This window comes from Sphingobacterium paludis (genome assembly GCF_004364125.1).
In the GTDB taxonomy this organism is placed as follows: domain Bacteria; phylum Bacteroidota; class Bacteroidia; order Sphingobacteriales; family Sphingobacteriaceae; genus Sphingobacterium; species Sphingobacterium paludis.
The window spans coordinates 1-15,363 of record NZ_SNZV01000017.1; the positions used below are offsets into that span (position 1 = coordinate 1).

19 protein-coding genes and 1 pseudogene are annotated in these 15,363 nt (G+C 37.8%); 4 read left to right on the forward strand and 16 right to left on the reverse strand.

Annotated elements, in window-relative coordinates:
* Positions 1-539 precede the first annotated feature (539 nt).
* The 7 genes from B0I21_RS19735 to B0I21_RS19765 all read right to left on the reverse strand — a co-directional run bounded on the left by B0I21_RS19735 (position 540) and on the right by B0I21_RS19765 (position 4,989).
* Entirely contained in the window at positions 540-1,085 is a 546-nt protein-coding gene (locus tag B0I21_RS19735; protein ID WP_133642222.1) for a hypothetical protein, read from the reverse strand.
* 8 nt (positions 1,086-1,093) lie between these two features.
* The gene (locus B0I21_RS20640; protein WP_133642223.1) at positions 1,094-1,372 is read right to left on the reverse strand and encodes a DUF4238 domain-containing protein; all 279 of its coding nucleotides are present in this window, start codon (positions 1,370-1,372) and stop codon (positions 1,094-1,096) included.
* A 437-nt stretch (positions 1,373-1,809) separates the two neighbouring features.
* A complete protein-coding gene (locus B0I21_RS19745; RefSeq protein ID WP_133642224.1) occupies positions 1,810-2,232 on the reverse strand; it encodes a hypothetical protein in 423 nt (140 codons plus the stop codon).
* Positions 2,233-2,645: 413 nt separating this feature from the next.
* Positions 2,646-3,614, reverse strand: a complete 969-nt coding sequence (locus B0I21_RS19750) for a HipA domain-containing protein (protein WP_133642225.1) — start codon at positions 3,612-3,614, stop codon at positions 2,646-2,648.
* On the reverse strand, positions 3,607-3,939 hold the full coding sequence (locus B0I21_RS19755) for a HipA N-terminal domain-containing protein (RefSeq protein ID WP_133642226.1): 333 nt from the start codon (positions 3,937-3,939) through the stop codon (positions 3,607-3,609). Before B0I21_RS19755 ends, B0I21_RS19750 begins: the two co-directional genes overlap by 8 nt.
* Positions 3,940-3,949: 10 nt before the next feature.
* Complete coding sequence (locus B0I21_RS19760) at positions 3,950-4,162, reverse strand: type II toxin-antitoxin system Y4mF family antitoxin (RefSeq protein WP_243836304.1); 213 nt, start codon at positions 4,160-4,162, stop codon at positions 3,950-3,952.
* A gap of 275 nt (positions 4,163-4,437) precedes the next feature.
* A complete protein-coding gene (locus B0I21_RS19765; RefSeq protein ID WP_133642227.1) occupies positions 4,438-4,989 on the reverse strand; it encodes a hypothetical protein in 552 nt (183 codons plus the stop codon).
* 2,299 nt (positions 4,990-7,288) lie between these two features.
* Between B0I21_RS19765 and B0I21_RS19775 the strand changes: the two are divergent.
* The 3 genes and pseudogenes from B0I21_RS19775 to B0I21_RS19785 form a co-directional block, all read left to right on the forward strand.
* Positions 7,289-7,780 (forward strand): annotated as a pseudogene (locus B0I21_RS19775) (ABC transporter permease); the annotation flags it as partial.
* Positions 7,781-8,044: 264 nt separating this feature from the next.
* Positions 8,045-8,722, forward strand: coding sequence for an ABC transporter permease (locus B0I21_RS19780; protein ID WP_317130202.1), 678 nt, complete (start codon positions 8,045-8,047; stop codon positions 8,720-8,722).
* Between the two features lie 169 nt (positions 8,723-8,891).
* Positions 8,892-9,233: an ABC transporter permease gene (locus B0I21_RS19785; protein WP_133642230.1), complete on the forward strand. Its 342-nt coding sequence runs from the start codon at positions 8,892-8,894 to the stop codon at positions 9,231-9,233.
* Between the two features lie 14 nt (positions 9,234-9,247).
* Here B0I21_RS19785 and B0I21_RS19790 read toward each other — a convergent pair whose 3' ends face one another.
* The 9 genes from B0I21_RS19790 to B0I21_RS19820 all read right to left on the reverse strand — a co-directional run bounded on the left by B0I21_RS19790 (position 9,248) and on the right by B0I21_RS19820 (position 14,309).
* Positions 9,248-9,676 carry a hypothetical protein gene (locus B0I21_RS19790; RefSeq protein WP_133642231.1) on the reverse strand — a complete coding sequence of 143 codons (429 nt, stop codon included), beginning with the start codon at positions 9,674-9,676 and terminating at the stop codon, positions 9,248-9,250.
* Positions 9,677-10,075: 399 nt separating this feature from the next.
* On the reverse strand, positions 10,076-10,270 hold the full coding sequence (locus B0I21_RS20515) for an ATP-binding protein (RefSeq protein WP_317130200.1): 195 nt from the start codon (positions 10,268-10,270) through the stop codon (positions 10,076-10,078).
* A 29-nt stretch (positions 10,271-10,299) separates the two neighbouring features.
* Positions 10,300-10,476, reverse strand: a complete 177-nt coding sequence (locus B0I21_RS20520) for an ATP-binding protein (protein WP_317130201.1) — start codon at positions 10,474-10,476, stop codon at positions 10,300-10,302.
* On the reverse strand, positions 10,463-10,927 hold the full coding sequence (locus B0I21_RS19805) for a helix-turn-helix domain-containing protein (RefSeq protein WP_133642232.1): 465 nt from the start codon (positions 10,925-10,927) through the stop codon (positions 10,463-10,465). Before B0I21_RS19805 ends, B0I21_RS20520 begins: the two co-directional genes overlap by 14 nt.
* A gap of 606 nt (positions 10,928-11,533) precedes the next feature.
* On the reverse strand, positions 11,534-11,743 hold the full coding sequence (locus B0I21_RS19810) for a helix-turn-helix domain-containing protein (protein ID WP_133642233.1): 210 nt from the start codon (positions 11,741-11,743) through the stop codon (positions 11,534-11,536).
* 931 nt (positions 11,744-12,674) lie between these two features.
* Positions 12,675-12,836, reverse strand: a complete 162-nt coding sequence (locus B0I21_RS20645) for an IS3 family transposase (RefSeq protein WP_394346371.1) — start codon at positions 12,834-12,836, stop codon at positions 12,675-12,677.
* 111 nt (positions 12,837-12,947) lie between these two features.
* Entirely contained in the window at positions 12,948-13,325 is a 378-nt protein-coding gene (locus tag B0I21_RS20650) for a DDE-type integrase/transposase/recombinase (protein ID WP_394346373.1), read from the reverse strand.
* A gap of 111 nt (positions 13,326-13,436) precedes the next feature.
* Positions 13,437-13,805 (reverse strand): transposase, encoded by a 369-nt coding sequence (locus B0I21_RS20655; RefSeq protein ID WP_394346372.1) that lies wholly within the window; start codon positions 13,803-13,805, stop codon positions 13,437-13,439.
* A 90-nt stretch (positions 13,806-13,895) separates the two neighbouring features.
* On the reverse strand, positions 13,896-14,309 hold the full coding sequence (locus B0I21_RS19820; protein WP_133642234.1) for a hypothetical protein: 414 nt from the start codon (positions 14,307-14,309) through the stop codon (positions 13,896-13,898).
* A 673-nt stretch (positions 14,310-14,982) separates the two neighbouring features.
* Here B0I21_RS19820 and B0I21_RS19825 point away from each other — a divergent pair.
* Positions 14,983-15,363: hypothetical protein (locus B0I21_RS19825; RefSeq protein WP_133642235.1), on the forward strand; the 381-nt coding region annotated here is incomplete at its 3' end.

Here is a 15,363-nt window from a genome sequence, read left to right on the forward strand (position 1 = left end):
GCAACTTTACATTAGGTTTGGGGATAGACTCAAGCTCAATAGAGGCTTTTAGGGTTAGATTAATTATCCACTGACACAGTTGGAGTTACACTCCCATCCAGACCAACGACAATCAGCGTTCGATATTTATCACGGTCAAGCCTTTGATCAGATTTTAAACCAATATGATGGAGAATTTAAAGAAGCACATATCATGATACATGGTTACCTCTTTAAAAAGTTCACATAACCCGCTAAAAATGTTCCACATACATACTTGGTTACCTCTGCCTATTGTAATATTGCTATGTGTGGGCCAGAAAATTTTGATGCCGTTTACTATCCGAGTGTTCCTTTTGATGGTCAAGGTGTAATTTTGCATTCAACAGTAAATTTATCAAAAAAGAAAATCTTGTAATCTTAGGTGTTTTAAGGGATGAGCTTACGGTTTATATAAATTGTATAGGCAAAAAATCTTTTCAGCAAACAGATTGTATAGAAGCTAAAAGTGTTGATCCTGCTATGGGATTGATAAACTGGTAATAAAAATTACCGTTTTTTTAGCCATTGTTGCTATCGTTAAGTAGTTTATTAGAGTATTTGAAGGTTTCTTCTATATCGGCTTTATTCCCATAAATAAAGTGATCCGATTGTTCTATTTGCGATATATTCAAACTTAAAACCGACGACATCGAAACATGCTTATTGTGTTCTAATCTTAAAATTTTATAGGGATCAACGTCAATCTCTTTATCATACGGATAAAGACAAACAATATGATTTCTATCGATAGGTAGTTTAATTTTGCAGTCAGGAGAATACATACTTTCATTAGTAAGTACAGGGCGATCACTGGATATTAATCCTATTTCGCTCGTGTATTTTACTACCATGATATGATAGTCAGATTTTAATTCTGCTATACGTTTTAACCTTTTGACACTTTCAAGATTAGCTGCCTGTCTATTTGAATTGTTGCTTTCTTTTATTGCATCTTCTAAGGTTTTGTCTTCTTGGTCAATAGCAGTTCTATCATCCGATACAATTTTTTTCTGTGTACCTAATTGTTCATGGGCCAAAAATGCATACTCGAAAACACCGTTCATTAATGAGTTTAATGCATTGGTAATTTTGTAGTCCGCAATTCCTGCGAAATGATATATATCAAAATTTTCATTTTGAGGTCTGACGTAATCTTTTCAACTGATGGATCTGTCAAGTTTGCATATATATCATGATAAAGACTTTCTATATGACGGGAATAATATTTTTCTAACCACCTTTTTTCACTTTCTGGTAGTCCATCAAATGTATAAAACTCCCTTATTTTACAGATGTTTTTGATGTTTTGCTGATGTATTTTCATTTCAGTATTTTTTTTTAAATAATACATCCACAAAAAAAATTTCTTTTCGCTTTTCAGCAGCGAAATTTTGAAAATAACATCGTGGCACAATATGTTGTCCTATAGGTTCGCTCATATTTTATAAATTAGCCCTATCGTTGTGTATAAAGTTACAAAACACATTGCGGTTTACCATGTTTACGGTTCTAATTTCTCTCGTTAAACCTGACACACGACAAAAGCCCTGGCCCAATAAAGGATCAGGAGTTCGTGTAGGCTGGTTCAGATTAGCCCATGTTTGTAAAGGATTGGTAGAACGTTTCAAATGGTGCTTTGGGTTTATGGGTTCTGATACCTGCACGGATACCCGATAATCTTTCAAAACGGTTCAATGAAAAATCATCGACCGGAATACGGTATCTCTTTTTGTTGCAATAAAATTCGCCATGTTCATCAACAAGACTAAACCTTGCACTCTTGCCGACCTACCACGTTGCCACTTTACAATCGGCTACACGGCCACTTATTGCCCCGTCAAATACCTTATGTATTTTGGCATTAGTGAAAAGGGATCTTAACCAAGTAAACTGTTCTTTGGTTGGCAATAACCCCAATGAAGCAAATGCACTCGGACGGTGTGGAATAATCCAATTGGGGTAATAATGGCAGAAGCACATAATATCACCAGCGGAATGACCGATAAAAAGGTCTGTGACGGATAAAGGCAAACTGTCCGTCACCAACCATATACCTTTGCTTACCGGAATACAGACACCGTTTTCACTCCAATGCTCTTGGGCGACAATCTGATTTTCCAATGTATAAGGAAACAGAATTTTATATTCGGTCACGTGGATATAGGGTGCAAAGAAGTTCCGTACTTCGGACTTTAATCGGAAAAATACCATTACCTCGAAACGGTACGTCTGGACCCTCTACCCTCTTACCTATCAGAATGATCGCTAGCTATTTGTAAAACTTTTACCTTAAGTTCAAGAAAAAACTTAAGGCTTTTCGAAGTATATTCCTTGGTCTCAGCGACACCCAATTCTTTCTGTACAGGGTGATGAAAAAGCCCTAAGAAGCGAAAAAAGCCGCTTTTCTGCAAAGAAAAGCGGCTTTTTGTTTTGTGCGCCCACCTGGGCTCGAACCAGGGACCAAAAGATTATGAGACTTTTGGACGGTTCGAACGTATATCGTGAAAAAACTTCGTTTCTGACTTACAGAGGCAATTTATTGATAATTATTGAGATGTCGAAATGTAGCGTTGTAACCTATTTGTAACACTTTTTAGTTTTTATAATACGCCCTACTATTGGTTTTATTCATGGTAATGGTTCTCTATTCGTGTATATCGCTCATTAACAAGCATTTTATACTTATCCTTTAATTCAGTCGACATGAATGACTTGTCGATCCACTGTATTGCGATTGGCTTCATCTTTAGGAATCGTTTTGCGATGCCATTTATTTGTTTCGCATTTAAACCCAAATTCGCACCCAAACGTTGAAAATGTTCCCAACTAAGCTTCCGTTTTTTGCCTTCCAATGTCAAAGCGAGTTCTTCCGTGTCAGCAGGATTCACAATCGAGACGTTTAGTAGATCGTAAGCTGGTGCCAAGGTCCATATTCCATTTTGCAAAATCATGGAAAAATTTTTGAGATGCATATCATTGTTACCTGTTAAAAAGCAAAAAACAGCTAGCTCTAAAAAATAAACCTGATCAAGCAAAGTATTATCGGAATAATCTAGAAGAGCCTTACCTACTCGCTCCATGGAACTTTTGTACTTGTCGAATGCCTCCGTAATTTGAAACATATCCAACATATGGATCTTCTCTCCTGCTTCCGTCCGGTCTATTCGCCTAGTGATATAAGATAACTCTCCAGATCGCAAGCGTATCAAACTTGATTTAACAACACGTATGCCGAAGGATTCTGCAATGCGCATAGTGAGATGTTCGTTTTCGGGCATTTGCGTAAATTCTTCAGAAGGCGGTTTAAATATATAGTTACCACCTAATGCCCCTACAACGGTCAGCCGACCAAGATTACCATCTTCTAGGGTGTCATGTACGAGTGATAGTGACAACTTAGGTTGCACACCAGGAACCGCTACACTTCGCTCAACAACATTTTTTGCTAGCAGGGCCATCTGCGTCAGCGAGTGCTCAAATATAGGGGGCTGTTTCGTGCCGAAAAAGGTTAAGCTACATTGCTCATGAAATTCATTGCGTGTATCCTCTGTGAGGTCATTGTAGCAATACAAACATTTTTTTTTCCTATTCATCTTGAAGCATTATTGGTTTTATGCTGACAGCACCAATGCAATTCTGGCAACAAGCTAGAAGTAGCCCCATTCGATCATTTCTGTTTATTTTCCAACTCTTCGCAGCGATATCTAATAACCAGCCTTCGGGAATTAACCCTTCAAAAAAGGGGAATAGACGTTTCTCTACGTAAGGTTGGGTACTAACGGGCATGTTAAATGTTAAAAATTGATTTGGATATTTTTCAACGTATGCTCCATCATACTGAAAAATATATTCACCATCATCGTTTTCTGTCAATATACCAGCCAAAAGATCGTTGTAATTTACCTCAGCTTTCCTCATTTTTTTATTTCTAAACCGAAATTTCTTTAATATTGACCGGCGCCAATGTATGACCAAACATCTTAAGTACTTGATTCACTTTTTCCAGATTGAGATTTTCTTTACCCTGCTCTATTTTTCTTACGACGGTAAGTGCCACGCCAGCGCGATCTGCGAACTCCTCTTGGGTTAGATTTACTTCTTTTCTTTTTTGTCTTACAAACTCCGCTAATCCAAACATCATTATATGCTTTTGCAACGAATATAATCAAAATTTATTAATTATATGCGTATACATATAAAATTTGAAATTTGTGTTATGTATATGCGAATACATATAATTTAGCCATATGTCTTTCAACAAGATAATCATTACTTACTGAAGGCTAATTGCGGATTATATATCGAATAAATTCATCTCGGTGAAGCGTCTTAAAACAATAGACTTTCATCTACGAAGGCATTTTATTGATATTTATTTAGAAATCCAGTTTTGGCATAGTTGCATCAGCATTTAGATTATTTATTAAATCGAATAAAATTACTAGCAAAATCTATTAGTTTTTTCTCGCTCATCTTCGTATTGACCTTCTCGTTTTGGTACACTTCCACAGACATTAAATGTCCGCTGAAAAAGAGAATCCCTGCCCCAATCATCGCGTAGCCTGAGTAATGGGATGGCTTACTTTGTTTCTCAATTTTATCGAATCCTCCTGAATCTGCGCCAAATTTCTTTAGCGTATTTCTTTGTTCGTGAGATCTAGTTTTGCTGATGTTTTTCAATGACATATCAGTTTGTGAGATTTGCCGCATGTTCTCAGCTCTTTGTGAACCCGCATTTAAATTGATAGCAACCATCATCGTAGAATCCTTCCTAACAAAAACTTGCCTAGCGCCGATTTTATCACTATTTTCTATGTTGCCTGAGTAACTATCCATCAATACAAAATCTTTGAAACACAAACTAACTTTCATTTTCCGCGCCTCGTCAAGAAAAGATTTCGTTTGTGAACAAACTGTATTATAAGTCAGTACCAATAATAAGGATGATAAGAAGATGACTTGTCTCATAATGTTATTTATTAATTAAAATTTTTGAAATACCTTCTTTAATAATATCTACAAACTAAAGCGGGGTATTTTATTATCTATTTTTCTGAGAATGCAAATATTCAAATTATCACAACCTCCCTTAAGCGCTCTCGATAATTAGATGGATGTCTTCAAATACAGAGTTACAAGAAACTGTCTACAATTGATGGTAGACATATGCTGTTTATGATAAGCACGCCGCCAGTGCAAATAATTATCGAAATGTCTTAACATCTGATTTTCTACAGTACATCAACTTGAACCTCGTTGTCTTGCGTTTGACATGCCGAATCGCGGTTTGCTTTCCGACGTAGGGCAAGTGGTTCTAAAGTGCCCTAAGAAGCGAAAAAGCCGCTTTTCTTTGCAGAAAAGCGGCTTTTTTGTTTTGTGCGCCCACCTGGGCTCGAACCAGAGACCAAAAGATTATGGGACTTTTGGACGCTTCGAACCTATATGGTGAAAAAACTTGGTATCTGACTTACAGAGGCAATTTATTGATAATTATCGAGATATTGAAATTTAGTATTGTAACCTATTTGTAACACTTTTTCTTAATTTATCGGCCTACTGATTACAAGTCAAATGGTTTCTTCTCGGTGAAGGACGCTAAAAAATTCGTTTCTGATCTACAACTGCAATTTATTGATAATTTTCGGAAATTTAAAATCGAGTACTGTTACATATTTGTAACAAATTTTCAAACGACGTTTTACTACGAAATGGCATAACTAAAACCTTGTTAAAAAAACGATCTGTGACAAAAATATAGACTTATAGCGAGTAGAAGCTTATAAGACTTTTGAACAGTCTGGACGAATATGGTGAAAAAGCTTCGTTTCTGACTTACAAAAGCAATTTATTGATAATTGTTAAAATTTCGAAATTTTGCGTTGTAACCTATTTGTAACACTTTTTAGTTTTTATAATACGCCCTACTATTAGTCTATTCATGGTAATGGTTCTCTATTCGTGTATGTCGCTCATCAACAAGCATTTTATATTTATCCTTTAATTCATTCGACATGAATGACTTGTCGATCCACTGTATTGCGATTGCCTTCATCTTTAAGAATCATTTTGCAATGCCATTTGTTTGTTTAGCGTTTAATACAGATTCCAAAAAACGGGTACGACTGCTTATGAAAATGTTCTGGGGAATGGACAATTCATGATCCCTTCGTCGCCCGACGAGGGGATTTGTTATATACCACTTTTAGAGTTTGTAAAGTAACTACGGAAGAAAATCTATGTCAATGATGATGGACATATGTGCTCGGATGACTACGAAATCCGGGCTTTATTTAAAGGGGATATTTGGATAACCATCCCATCAACGCCCATCTTTGGGACTTCTTCCAATTGGACGGCAAGCAGCTTCAGGATCACTACAGGAACCACCAGAGCGATTTTCATGACTGGGACCAAAAGCACCATACAGCGTACTGGGCGGTATTTAGAAAAAACATCTCCGAACGGCTTCGTATCGATGAGACCAGTCTCGGCAATGGTGAACTCTATACGATCGTAAGCAACAAGGCCTTCAATGGAAGAAAAGGGACTATCTCGCAGAAGACATCATTGCCGTACTGGAACGTATCCCGCTCAGGCTGAGAAACAAAGTTCGTGAGGTGACGATGGATATGGCGCCCAATATAGTCAAGGCTATCCGCAGGCGTTTCCGGACTGCACGAAGGGAGATCAAGATATCTGTTATTCAAGCATCCCACCAAATGGATAGAAGGCCAAAAGCACCATGCCGAGTTCTATTTCTGCGATTCCCACCGCTAGAAAAACGCATATGAATTGGACATTATACTTGGGGACATCTTCATAAATACAGTTACAAGAAAATTGCTTTTACCAAGCTTGGCCTAAAGCATAATCAGGTAGAAAGTTCTGGTATCGGATCTTTGAAAGTGTCTCCCGATTTAGGTCTTGATCATCGAACTCTAAAAAATATTATTAAAAAAAGGCTTTAAAGCTTTATGAAAGTAAAGAGCTGGTGGGGTGCGTAGTGACTGAATAAGGGATTATATAACAGAGAGACTCCGTAAGGATTCAACCTAATGTGTCTAATTTAGTTTGAAGACCAATAACCAAGCTTTGTCTGCGGCACAATTAGTTAGAAGTTCCTTTATCCTATCTGTTGAAAGTGTTAGCCAATTGATTGCATCACACGATACCGATATCCTTCACTATTTCGACAACAAAAGGAAGAATCTTATTGATTGGGACCTATATTTGGTAGGCTTATCAAGTCAACAGCAACGTCCGTCATAAACAGCAGCAGTACATGTTACAGAGCAAGTACAAGCAGCCTGGTATTGGTATGGAGCTTACGACCGTCAGAGCGCTTCCGAAAATGTTGAAAGAGCAGTACCCAAGTTTGGTAGCCGACTACTATCGATTAGATGGATTGACCTGCATCGTTTCGAATGGTACAGCGGTATACGAAGAAAATGTCTCACTAGGAGATCCTTCGCTTTTAAAAATGTTCGGCTTCCAAATGTTGGCGGGAGATGCACAAACCGCGCTTTCATCCCCTACTAACGTGGTGGTAAAAGAAGAAGTAGCGCTGAAATATTTCGGTAAAACCGATGTCATAGGACAACAACTGAGCGTGCGCAATTTTGCCGGTGACATACAAAATTTCGAAATAACAGCGGTTGTGAAGTCTGTAGGCCAGAATTCCGTGATGGAGCTGATGCCCAGCATGCAAACCGGTATATTCTTACCCATAAGCAGCGAGAGTATTTCGGACGAGATATAGATAGTTGGAATAACTTATGGATTGTAGGATTTCTCGAACTACAAAAAGGCATTTCGCCCGATCAACTTACGATCCCTATACAAAACTTTCTGGAGCAGCATGCCAATGAACAGGTTGTGGCCAATCTGCAGCCTAACCTACTACCATTGACAACGTATTACCTTGATGATAACCCCAAGGGGCTGTCCGAAAGTTCATTGCAATCTTAGGCTATATAGCACTATTCCTTACCGTTATGGCCACGATCAACTTTATTAACTCAGTATAAGCCAAAGCTTCAACCGCCTAAAGGAAATTGGCGTGCGCAAGATTATGGGAAGCAGTAGAAGTCGCCTTATCTTCCAGCTCATCACCGAATACACCGTTATTGTCACCATAGCAGCCATGATCGCTTTAGCGTTCTATCCGTTGCTATTGCCTATTTTCTCTGCCGTTATGATGAAAAACCTCCCCGCGCTAACGGAACTACCGTTTTCATTTTATGTTAGCTTTGCCGGCGGCACACTGGCTCTGGGATTAGTGGCAGGAATATATCCTGCCGTAAAGCTGTCCAATACAGCCGTCACGAATGCCGTAAAAAATCAATTCAGGGATCTTGGGAGTAAAGGTATCATCCGACGTGCCCTGCTGTTCCTCCAGTTTGTCGTTGCGCTTATTGTCCTCATTTCTTCGGTCATCATCACCAAACAAGTTGACATATTTATTGCCGGAAACTTGGGCTACAATAAAGATTACCTGCTCACTGCACAAGTACCTCGCGATTGGACAGAAAAGGGTCTGAACCACATGGAATTGGTTCAACAAGAACTTAAGCAATTACCGCAAGTTGAAGACATCAGCCTTTCCTATGGCGTACCGAATTCGTTTAGCGATTGCGTCCAAACAATCCGGAATCCGGGCGACAGTAAAGAAACCAATATCGCTTTTTATCCATCCGTCTAAGGGCCGGTTCTTTGTCTACTGCGGTTGACGCAGTCGAGGAAACTAGGCATAAACTTCTGCCTAACGTACCATTTAACTATAAATTCATGGATGACACCTTGCAAAAAATATACAGCAGTGAGGTGCAACTTAAACGTGCTGCACAGACAGCAACGGGTATTTCAACTTAATCGTCGTTCTTGGCATCGTTGGTCTTACCTCGCTTTCCATAAACCTACGTTTGAAGGAAGTGGATATTCGAAAAGTGCTCGGTGCAAACATCCGAAGCGTCATTATCCTCTTTAGCAAAGAGTTTTACACCGTGTTTTTTATTGCATTGTGTATAAGTGGCCCGCTTACCTATTTCTTGATGGATCGCTGGCTAATGAACTACGTCGTAAAGACGCCATTACATCTTAAGATTTTTCTTCTACCGGTTGCAGCCCTTTCCATGGTGCTATTCCTGTTTATTACCATAGTTGTTATACGCGCAAACCGAACCAACCCCATAAAAAATCTACGTGACGAATGATTACGTGTTCATACTTATGTTTCGGACTGCTCGTCTTTTAAGGTGACTAGTCCGAAACGCTTTGTAAACAGCAAAAAACAAAGTGCTAAAACGGTTCCCAGCACGCCGTAATATGCATCAATGATGTCGGGCGTGTTGAGTATCGGAATCCAAAGTTCATAAATAAAATTGCAGCAGATCAATAAAACGCTACAAACAACTATAAACTTACTTGGAATTCCCATGAGGATCCAGATAAAGCCCACACCCGCCAACATCACGTAGCTAATAGAAAAATTCGACACGTGAAGATAGAAATCCGGCCATTGGTTCAATATAAAATCCGGACGTAGGGACACTATTTTACGACCAGAAAACAAAAGGATAACAACCACAAGCAACAAAAGATATGCTATCGCGGCAGCGAGTTTAGGCGTATACTTTATGGCATTCATCTTTTCCATGTTATTGATCTTACGCATCTGTGTAATAACGATAAAAATACGTCAAATATTCTTTTTCCGAAGTGATATAACTGTTACAACATTAAAAAATAACATATTATAGCTGACCCATAATATCGGGCAGGTTCGAATTAACCTTTTCCTGCATTGGATTATGCTCCTACCTTCTCTTAATGATAACCTTGTCCTGCACCAGCAGAGCAATAAGTATGAGCAGGCATATCACAATTACTGTTTCCATAGCTTATAAATTGAGGTTGTATTTATCATTGAAACTCTTGGTAATCTGCTCGCCAAATCCCTGAAAATGGTAATTGGATATTTCGGAGTGATGGTGCCCGTGTTTTCGGTCAAACCGTGCCATTTAAAAGATCATACAGTGATATAAAAAAGTAGTTGTTATTCCTTTTTCAGTATTTCTTTTCTAAGGGATTCACCCTTCAGGTCGATCCTGTGCGAAGAATTCACGATTCTGTCGAGTATTGCGTCCGCAATAGTCCCTTCGCCTCCGATGATTTCATGCCAAGCGAATACCGGTATCTGCAAAGATATTATGGTTGATTTTTTTCCATGTCGATCGTCTATAATATCCATCAATGTTGACCGGCCCTGTTATCAACAGTCTACAGGCCGAAGTCATCAAGTATCAGTAGTTCGGACTTGACCAGTTTTTCCAGCTCCTTGAGATATGTTCCGTCAACTTTACTCAATTTCAACATCTTAATAATCCTGGCAGTTATTGTATAGCGTGTTTTTATTCTCCAAAATATTGCGCCCCCCCCCGATTTATGTATTCTCATTCCTATATTTCAAAGGCGGTACACCGACATTTTTACGGAAAGTATAGATAAACCTTGACGGAGTTTCATAGCCCAAAGAATAAGCAATTTCCGAAACCGACCAATCAGTGACCTTTAATAATATTTTGGCTTCCTGAAATACCGTGTCCGTAATGATTTCCGAAGTAGTCTTATTGCGAATATGCTTAACAGCTTTGTTTAAGTGATTGATTGAAACAGAAAGCTGTTCCGAAAAATCTTTTGGTTTCCTAAGTTTGACATAATCGGAAGTCGAATGCAACGGAAATTGCAAAGCCAGTAACTCTTGAAAAAGCAACGTTATTCTGTTGTCCGCATCATTTCTCTTAGTCGTTTTGGGTTGAACGCCATTCATCTTTGTGGATAAGCTCATATACCAGATTGCGGATAGCATCAAACCGATATTCATAATCGAAAAAAGCCCCTCTTTCATATTATCCAAAATAGCTTCAAATTCCTGATACTTTTCTTGCGATAAACTAAATACACCATCATGACGATTTTGAAAAACATTATAACCCCTTATATCTCCAAAATTGATGAAAAATTAATTATTAAAAATGCAGAAATATTCTTTTATTGGCTCTTCCGTTTCTTCCAAAAGAAAGGTACTATAGGATTGATAAAAACCAACGCATACTTATCTGTTTCGATAGTTTTATCTGCATAATGACATTTACATTTGCCCTTTACCAATTTTATCTTATACAGGCTTTTTCTCGTAAATGAAAGCAACGAAATAGCCTCATCCCTTTTCTTTAAGGTATAACTTTCAAAACATCAAAACGCCCTGTTCCTCATTGAAAATAGGCAGGGACATTAAGATTTTTCTTTTTGTAAAAGTCAGTTATTTCATTCAAGTATTTCACAGCGCAAATTTACGAAACCAGTCAACAGTAAACTAATTATTGATTGATTCGGCTATTTTTCAACGTATGCTCTATCATACTGAAAAATATATTCACCATCATCGTTTTCTGTCAGTATACCCGCCAAAAGATCTTTGTAATTTACCTCAGCTTTCTTCATTTTTTTATTTCTAAACCGAAATTTCTTTAGTATTGACCGGTGCTAATGTATGACCAAACATCTTAAGCACTTGATTAACTTTTTCCAAATTGAGATTTTCTTTACCCTGCTCTATTTTTATTACGACGGTAAGTGCTACGCCAGCGCGATCTGCGAACTCCTCTTGGATGAGATTTACTTCTTTTCTTTTTTGTCTTACAAACTCCGCTAATCCTAACATAATTATATGTTTTTGCAACGAATATTATCAAAAGTTATTAATTATATGCATAAACATATAAAATTTAAAAATCTGTATTATGTATATGCGAATACATATAATTTACCCATATGTCTTTCAACAGGATAACCATTGTGACTAACTAAGGGGCTACCTACGGATTATATATCGAAGGGATTCTTCTTGGTGAAAGGCTTAAAGCCATAGTTTCTGATCTACAAAGGCATTCTACAGATAATTATGGGAAATCTGGAATTCAGTACGGTTACATCAAAATTTAAATTATTTATTAAACCGAATGAAATTACTATCAAAATTTATCAGCTTTTTCTCGCTCGTTTTTTTATTGACTTTCTCGTGTTTGTATTTTTACACTTCCACGAACATTAGACGTCCGCTAGAAAAGAGCATTCCTGCCCCAATCATGAAATATCCTAAGTAATGGGATGGTTTAGTTTGTTTTCAATTTTATCAAATCTTCCTGAATCTGGACCAATTTTTTTAAAACCTTCCTTTTTTCGTGAGATCCAGTTTTTTGATGATATTATTTTTTCAATGACAGATTAGTTTGTAAGACTTGCTGTTGTTTTTACCTCTTCGCGAACCTGCATTTAAATTTATAGCGACCATCATGGTAGAATCATTTCGAACAAAAACTTTTCTAATACCGATTGCAGTATCAGCTCCCGTATTGCCTGAATGACTATCCGTCAATACAAAATCGTTGAAACATAAACTAACTTTCATTTTCTGCGCCTCGTCAAGAAAACATTTTGTTTGCGAACAAACTTGCTATATATCATTACTAATAATGATAATAAGAAGATGACTTATCTCATAACGACATTCGTTTAACCAATATTTTTGAAATACTGAAGCCAACCCGTTTTTTAAACATTGTGGAACTGCAACAAAAAAAATGGACTTTTAGTTAAGCTGCAATATTTTGTTCATTCAGTTTTCTTCCAAACTCTTCAGGGGACATAAATCCCAATGCAGAGTGCATTCTTTTTCTGTTATACCAGACCTCTATGTATTCAAATACGACAATCGCTGCTTGGTGTTTATCTACGAACTTACCTGGCATATACATTCAGCTTTGAGCGTCTTAAAGAAGCTTTCAGCGACTGCATTGTCCCAGCAATTTCCCTTTCTGCTCATGCTTCTTATAATTAGCGGGTTTTATTCTAATAAACTCCGGAATTCATTGCAAGCATACTGAATCCCTTGATCTGAGTGAAATATCAGTTCTTGTGTTATCGGCCTGTTTTTTTGCGCTTAATGCCCAGCCGATTACTTTTCTATCACCCAGATCTATCGCCGTTGTCAGATATAACCATCCTTGTTTTGTTCTAATATAAGTGATATCGGATATCCATAAATCTCCTAAGATCCCTGTTTTGAAATTACGATCCAGCTTATTTTCAGGTACGGTAAATTTGTGATTAGAATCGGTAGTCACCTTGAATTTCTTCTTCACTATACTTCGTAAATGGATCTTTTCCATTATTCGGCCTACTCGGGGCCTAGAGACTTTAATCCTCTTTTCGTTCAAAGCCTTTGTAATCCTTGGGGCTTCCATATCTAAATTTACTCTCTTGTAAAGCTTTCCGTATCTCCTGCTCAAGCATTTGGTTTTCCCTACTACGGCATGACGGTGTACGTTTCAACCAAGTGTAAAAACTGTATCTACTTACTTTAAACACGGTGCACATCTTCTCGATGGAAAATATCCTGCAGTGATCCGCCTTGAACCCGAATATTTGCCCTCGTTCTTGTAGTAGATGCTTACAGCCTTTTTTAAGATGTCGCGCTCCATTTGCGTTTTACGCTGTTCTTTCTTCAGCCTGCCTATTTCCTGCTCGGCTTCTGTTAATATTACCTTCCCGTCGCCAGGAAAGCTACTACCTGCCTTACTTAAATATTCTTTACGCCATCGATAAGGCAATGAGGGCTGGATATCCAATTCTTTGGCCAGAGCTGTTAAATCATTTCTGGTATTACTCAGTTCAACGCTCATCAGCTTGAACTCTTTGGGGTACGTTTTTCTTACTCTTGACATAAGTCTGTTGAGTTATTAAATTCCCTTAACTTATTGTCTGTTCAAATTGGCGTTATTCAATTCTGTGTTACACATATCCTATTTGATACTTCATTCTAAAACATCAACTTCAAAATATTTTTGGTTACTTTCAATTGAAAGGAACTTTCTTAAAGCGTAGTAAAGTAAACTCCACATCTCTCGTTCGATCTTTCTTTTTCCCGTCACAGTTTTTTCCTTGTAGTAATGCTTCAACCTTTCATTTATTACGGAAATTTCCTGATATAAAGCTGATTTTTCAAAATCATTATCGCTGTTTGCAAAACCAATGTGCAGCTGCTCCAATTGTGAAATTATTGAAGACATTTCCAAATGACCGATATCTTCATTGATCAAATATTCTAAGACATTTTTTAGGAAATCCCATGGAGATAAATTTTTAGATTCGATATATGCTATATCTATACTAAACTCTTTCCCAGTCCTCGGGCTCACATGGTATTGCTTGAGGGGATAGATTTTCATAATTTTTTAGTTTTTAATTCTGATAAATATATAAAAAGTCGAACATTTTTAAAAACACTAATGCTTTTAGCATAATTTCAAAATGGAACCTTCCCTAATTCATATATGAAACCGTTTCTTATTCCTGAAAATTCAGCTCGAGCACAAGTTTATTAGCTGTTCTAACTACACTTTATTTGAAAAAAATGGCGTGTCAAAATACATGTTTCCCAAGATATGAGCAGCTGGTCAAATACATATGGTTCCTTGCGGATGATGTACGTGAAGCACGCCTAGAGGCGCTTACACTTCGGTTCTATCGTATTGTGCTAAGATATTCTAATATGAAGGTCTGGCCGGTGGGTTAATGTTAGCTTCGCTATCGCTAGCAGCTTATGGCATGTACTTTTGAATAGGTATTACAGAGGATCGATCACGCTAAATGAAATAACTATGGATCTGGCGATTAGCGAGCAGAACCAATGCGAAGCCTTGATTAAGGATCGAATCGAAAATATTTCCAATGAACAAAGGAAGATAGAGGGGGCTAGGTAGTTATCTTTGTGGCTACTTAATAATCTCACCAATCTATAACCTTCCGCGTAACTACCTCTTTCTTCCTACTATTGTTTGTTTAACGGGACAATTTATTTACAAGATCGTTCTAACATAAAATAACATTCGATTATAAAATATGAAGCTAAGAAAATCATTGATCTTCTCCTGTTTCATTTTCACGTTTGTCAGCTGCAAGGTCGAAAATGAACTATCGGAACTCAATTCGAAGAAGGAGCTCACCGTTCAGGAGGCAAAAAAAACAGCGCGAATTCTCTCGCAACAAAGCGAGGTTCGTCGCAAGACAAAGTCTTCAAGCGCAAAATCTGGTCGCGCCGTGCTCGAAACCGATATCCCAATCTATGACTTTGACTGGGATAACCAATACTTCAATAATAAAGTACCGGGCTTCCCTGTGATCATGATACCGTTAAAGAATAATTACGTAAACAGAAGTGTATTTCCCGACATGAACCCCAGAGGCTATCGCATCGTAGCCTTTCAACACAGTCCTAATTAC

What these genes read in the sequence shown, in the direction of transcription:
- B0I21_RS19735 (WP_133642222.1), bottom strand. Translation starts at nt 1,085, where the DNA reads ATGAACGGTGTTTTCGAGTATGCATTTTTGGCCCATGAACAATTAGGT.
- B0I21_RS20640 (WP_133642223.1), bottom strand. Translation starts at nt 1,372, where the DNA reads ATGTATTATTTAAAAAAAAATACTGAAATGAAAATACATCAGCAAAAC.
- B0I21_RS19745 (WP_133642224.1), bottom strand. Translation starts at nt 2,232, where the DNA reads ATGGTATTTTTCCGATTAAAGTCCGAAGTACGGAACTTCTTTGCACCC.
- B0I21_RS19750 (WP_133642225.1), bottom strand. Translation starts at nt 3,614, where the DNA reads ATGAATAGGAAAAAAAAATGTTTGTATTGCTACAATGACCTCACAGAG.
- B0I21_RS19755 (WP_133642226.1), bottom strand. Translation starts at nt 3,939, where the DNA reads ATGAGGAAAGCTGAGGTAAATTACAACGATCTTTTGGCTGGTATATTG.
- B0I21_RS19760 (WP_243836304.1), bottom strand. Translation starts at nt 4,162, where the DNA reads ATGATGTTTGGATTAGCGGAGTTTGTAAGACAAAAAAGAAAAGAAGTA.
- B0I21_RS19765 (WP_133642227.1), bottom strand. Translation starts at nt 4,989, where the DNA reads ATGAGACAAGTCATCTTCTTATCATCCTTATTATTGGTACTGACTTAT.
- B0I21_RS19790 (WP_133642231.1), bottom strand. Translation starts at nt 9,676, where the DNA reads ATGGAAAAGATGAATGCCATAAAGTATACGCCTAAACTCGCTGCCGCG.
- B0I21_RS20515 (WP_317130200.1), bottom strand. Translation starts at nt 10,270, where the DNA reads ATGGATATTATAGACGATCGACATGGAAAAAAATCAACCATAATATCT.
- B0I21_RS20520 (WP_317130201.1), bottom strand. Translation starts at nt 10,476, where the DNA reads ATGAGAATACATAAATCGGGGGGGGGCGCAATATTTTGGAGAATAAAA.
- B0I21_RS19805 (WP_133642232.1), bottom strand. Translation starts at nt 10,927, where the DNA reads ATGAAAGAGGGGCTTTTTTCGATTATGAATATCGGTTTGATGCTATCC.
- B0I21_RS19810 (WP_133642233.1), bottom strand. Translation starts at nt 11,743, where the DNA reads ATGTTAGGATTAGCGGAGTTTGTAAGACAAAAAAGAAAAGAAGTAAAT.
- B0I21_RS20645 (WP_394346371.1), bottom strand. Translation starts at nt 12,836, where the DNA reads ATGTATATGCCAGGTAAGTTCGTAGATAAACACCAAGCAGCGATTGTC.
- B0I21_RS20650 (WP_394346373.1), bottom strand. Translation starts at nt 13,325, where the DNA reads ATGGAAGCCCCAAGGATTACAAAGGCTTTGAACGAAAAGAGGATTAAA.
- B0I21_RS20655 (WP_394346372.1), bottom strand. Translation starts at nt 13,805, where the DNA reads ATGTCAAGAGTAAGAAAAACGTACCCCAAAGAGTTCAAGCTGATGAGC.
- B0I21_RS19820 (WP_133642234.1), bottom strand. Translation starts at nt 14,309, where the DNA reads ATGAAAATCTATCCCCTCAAGCAATACCATGTGAGCCCGAGGACTGGG.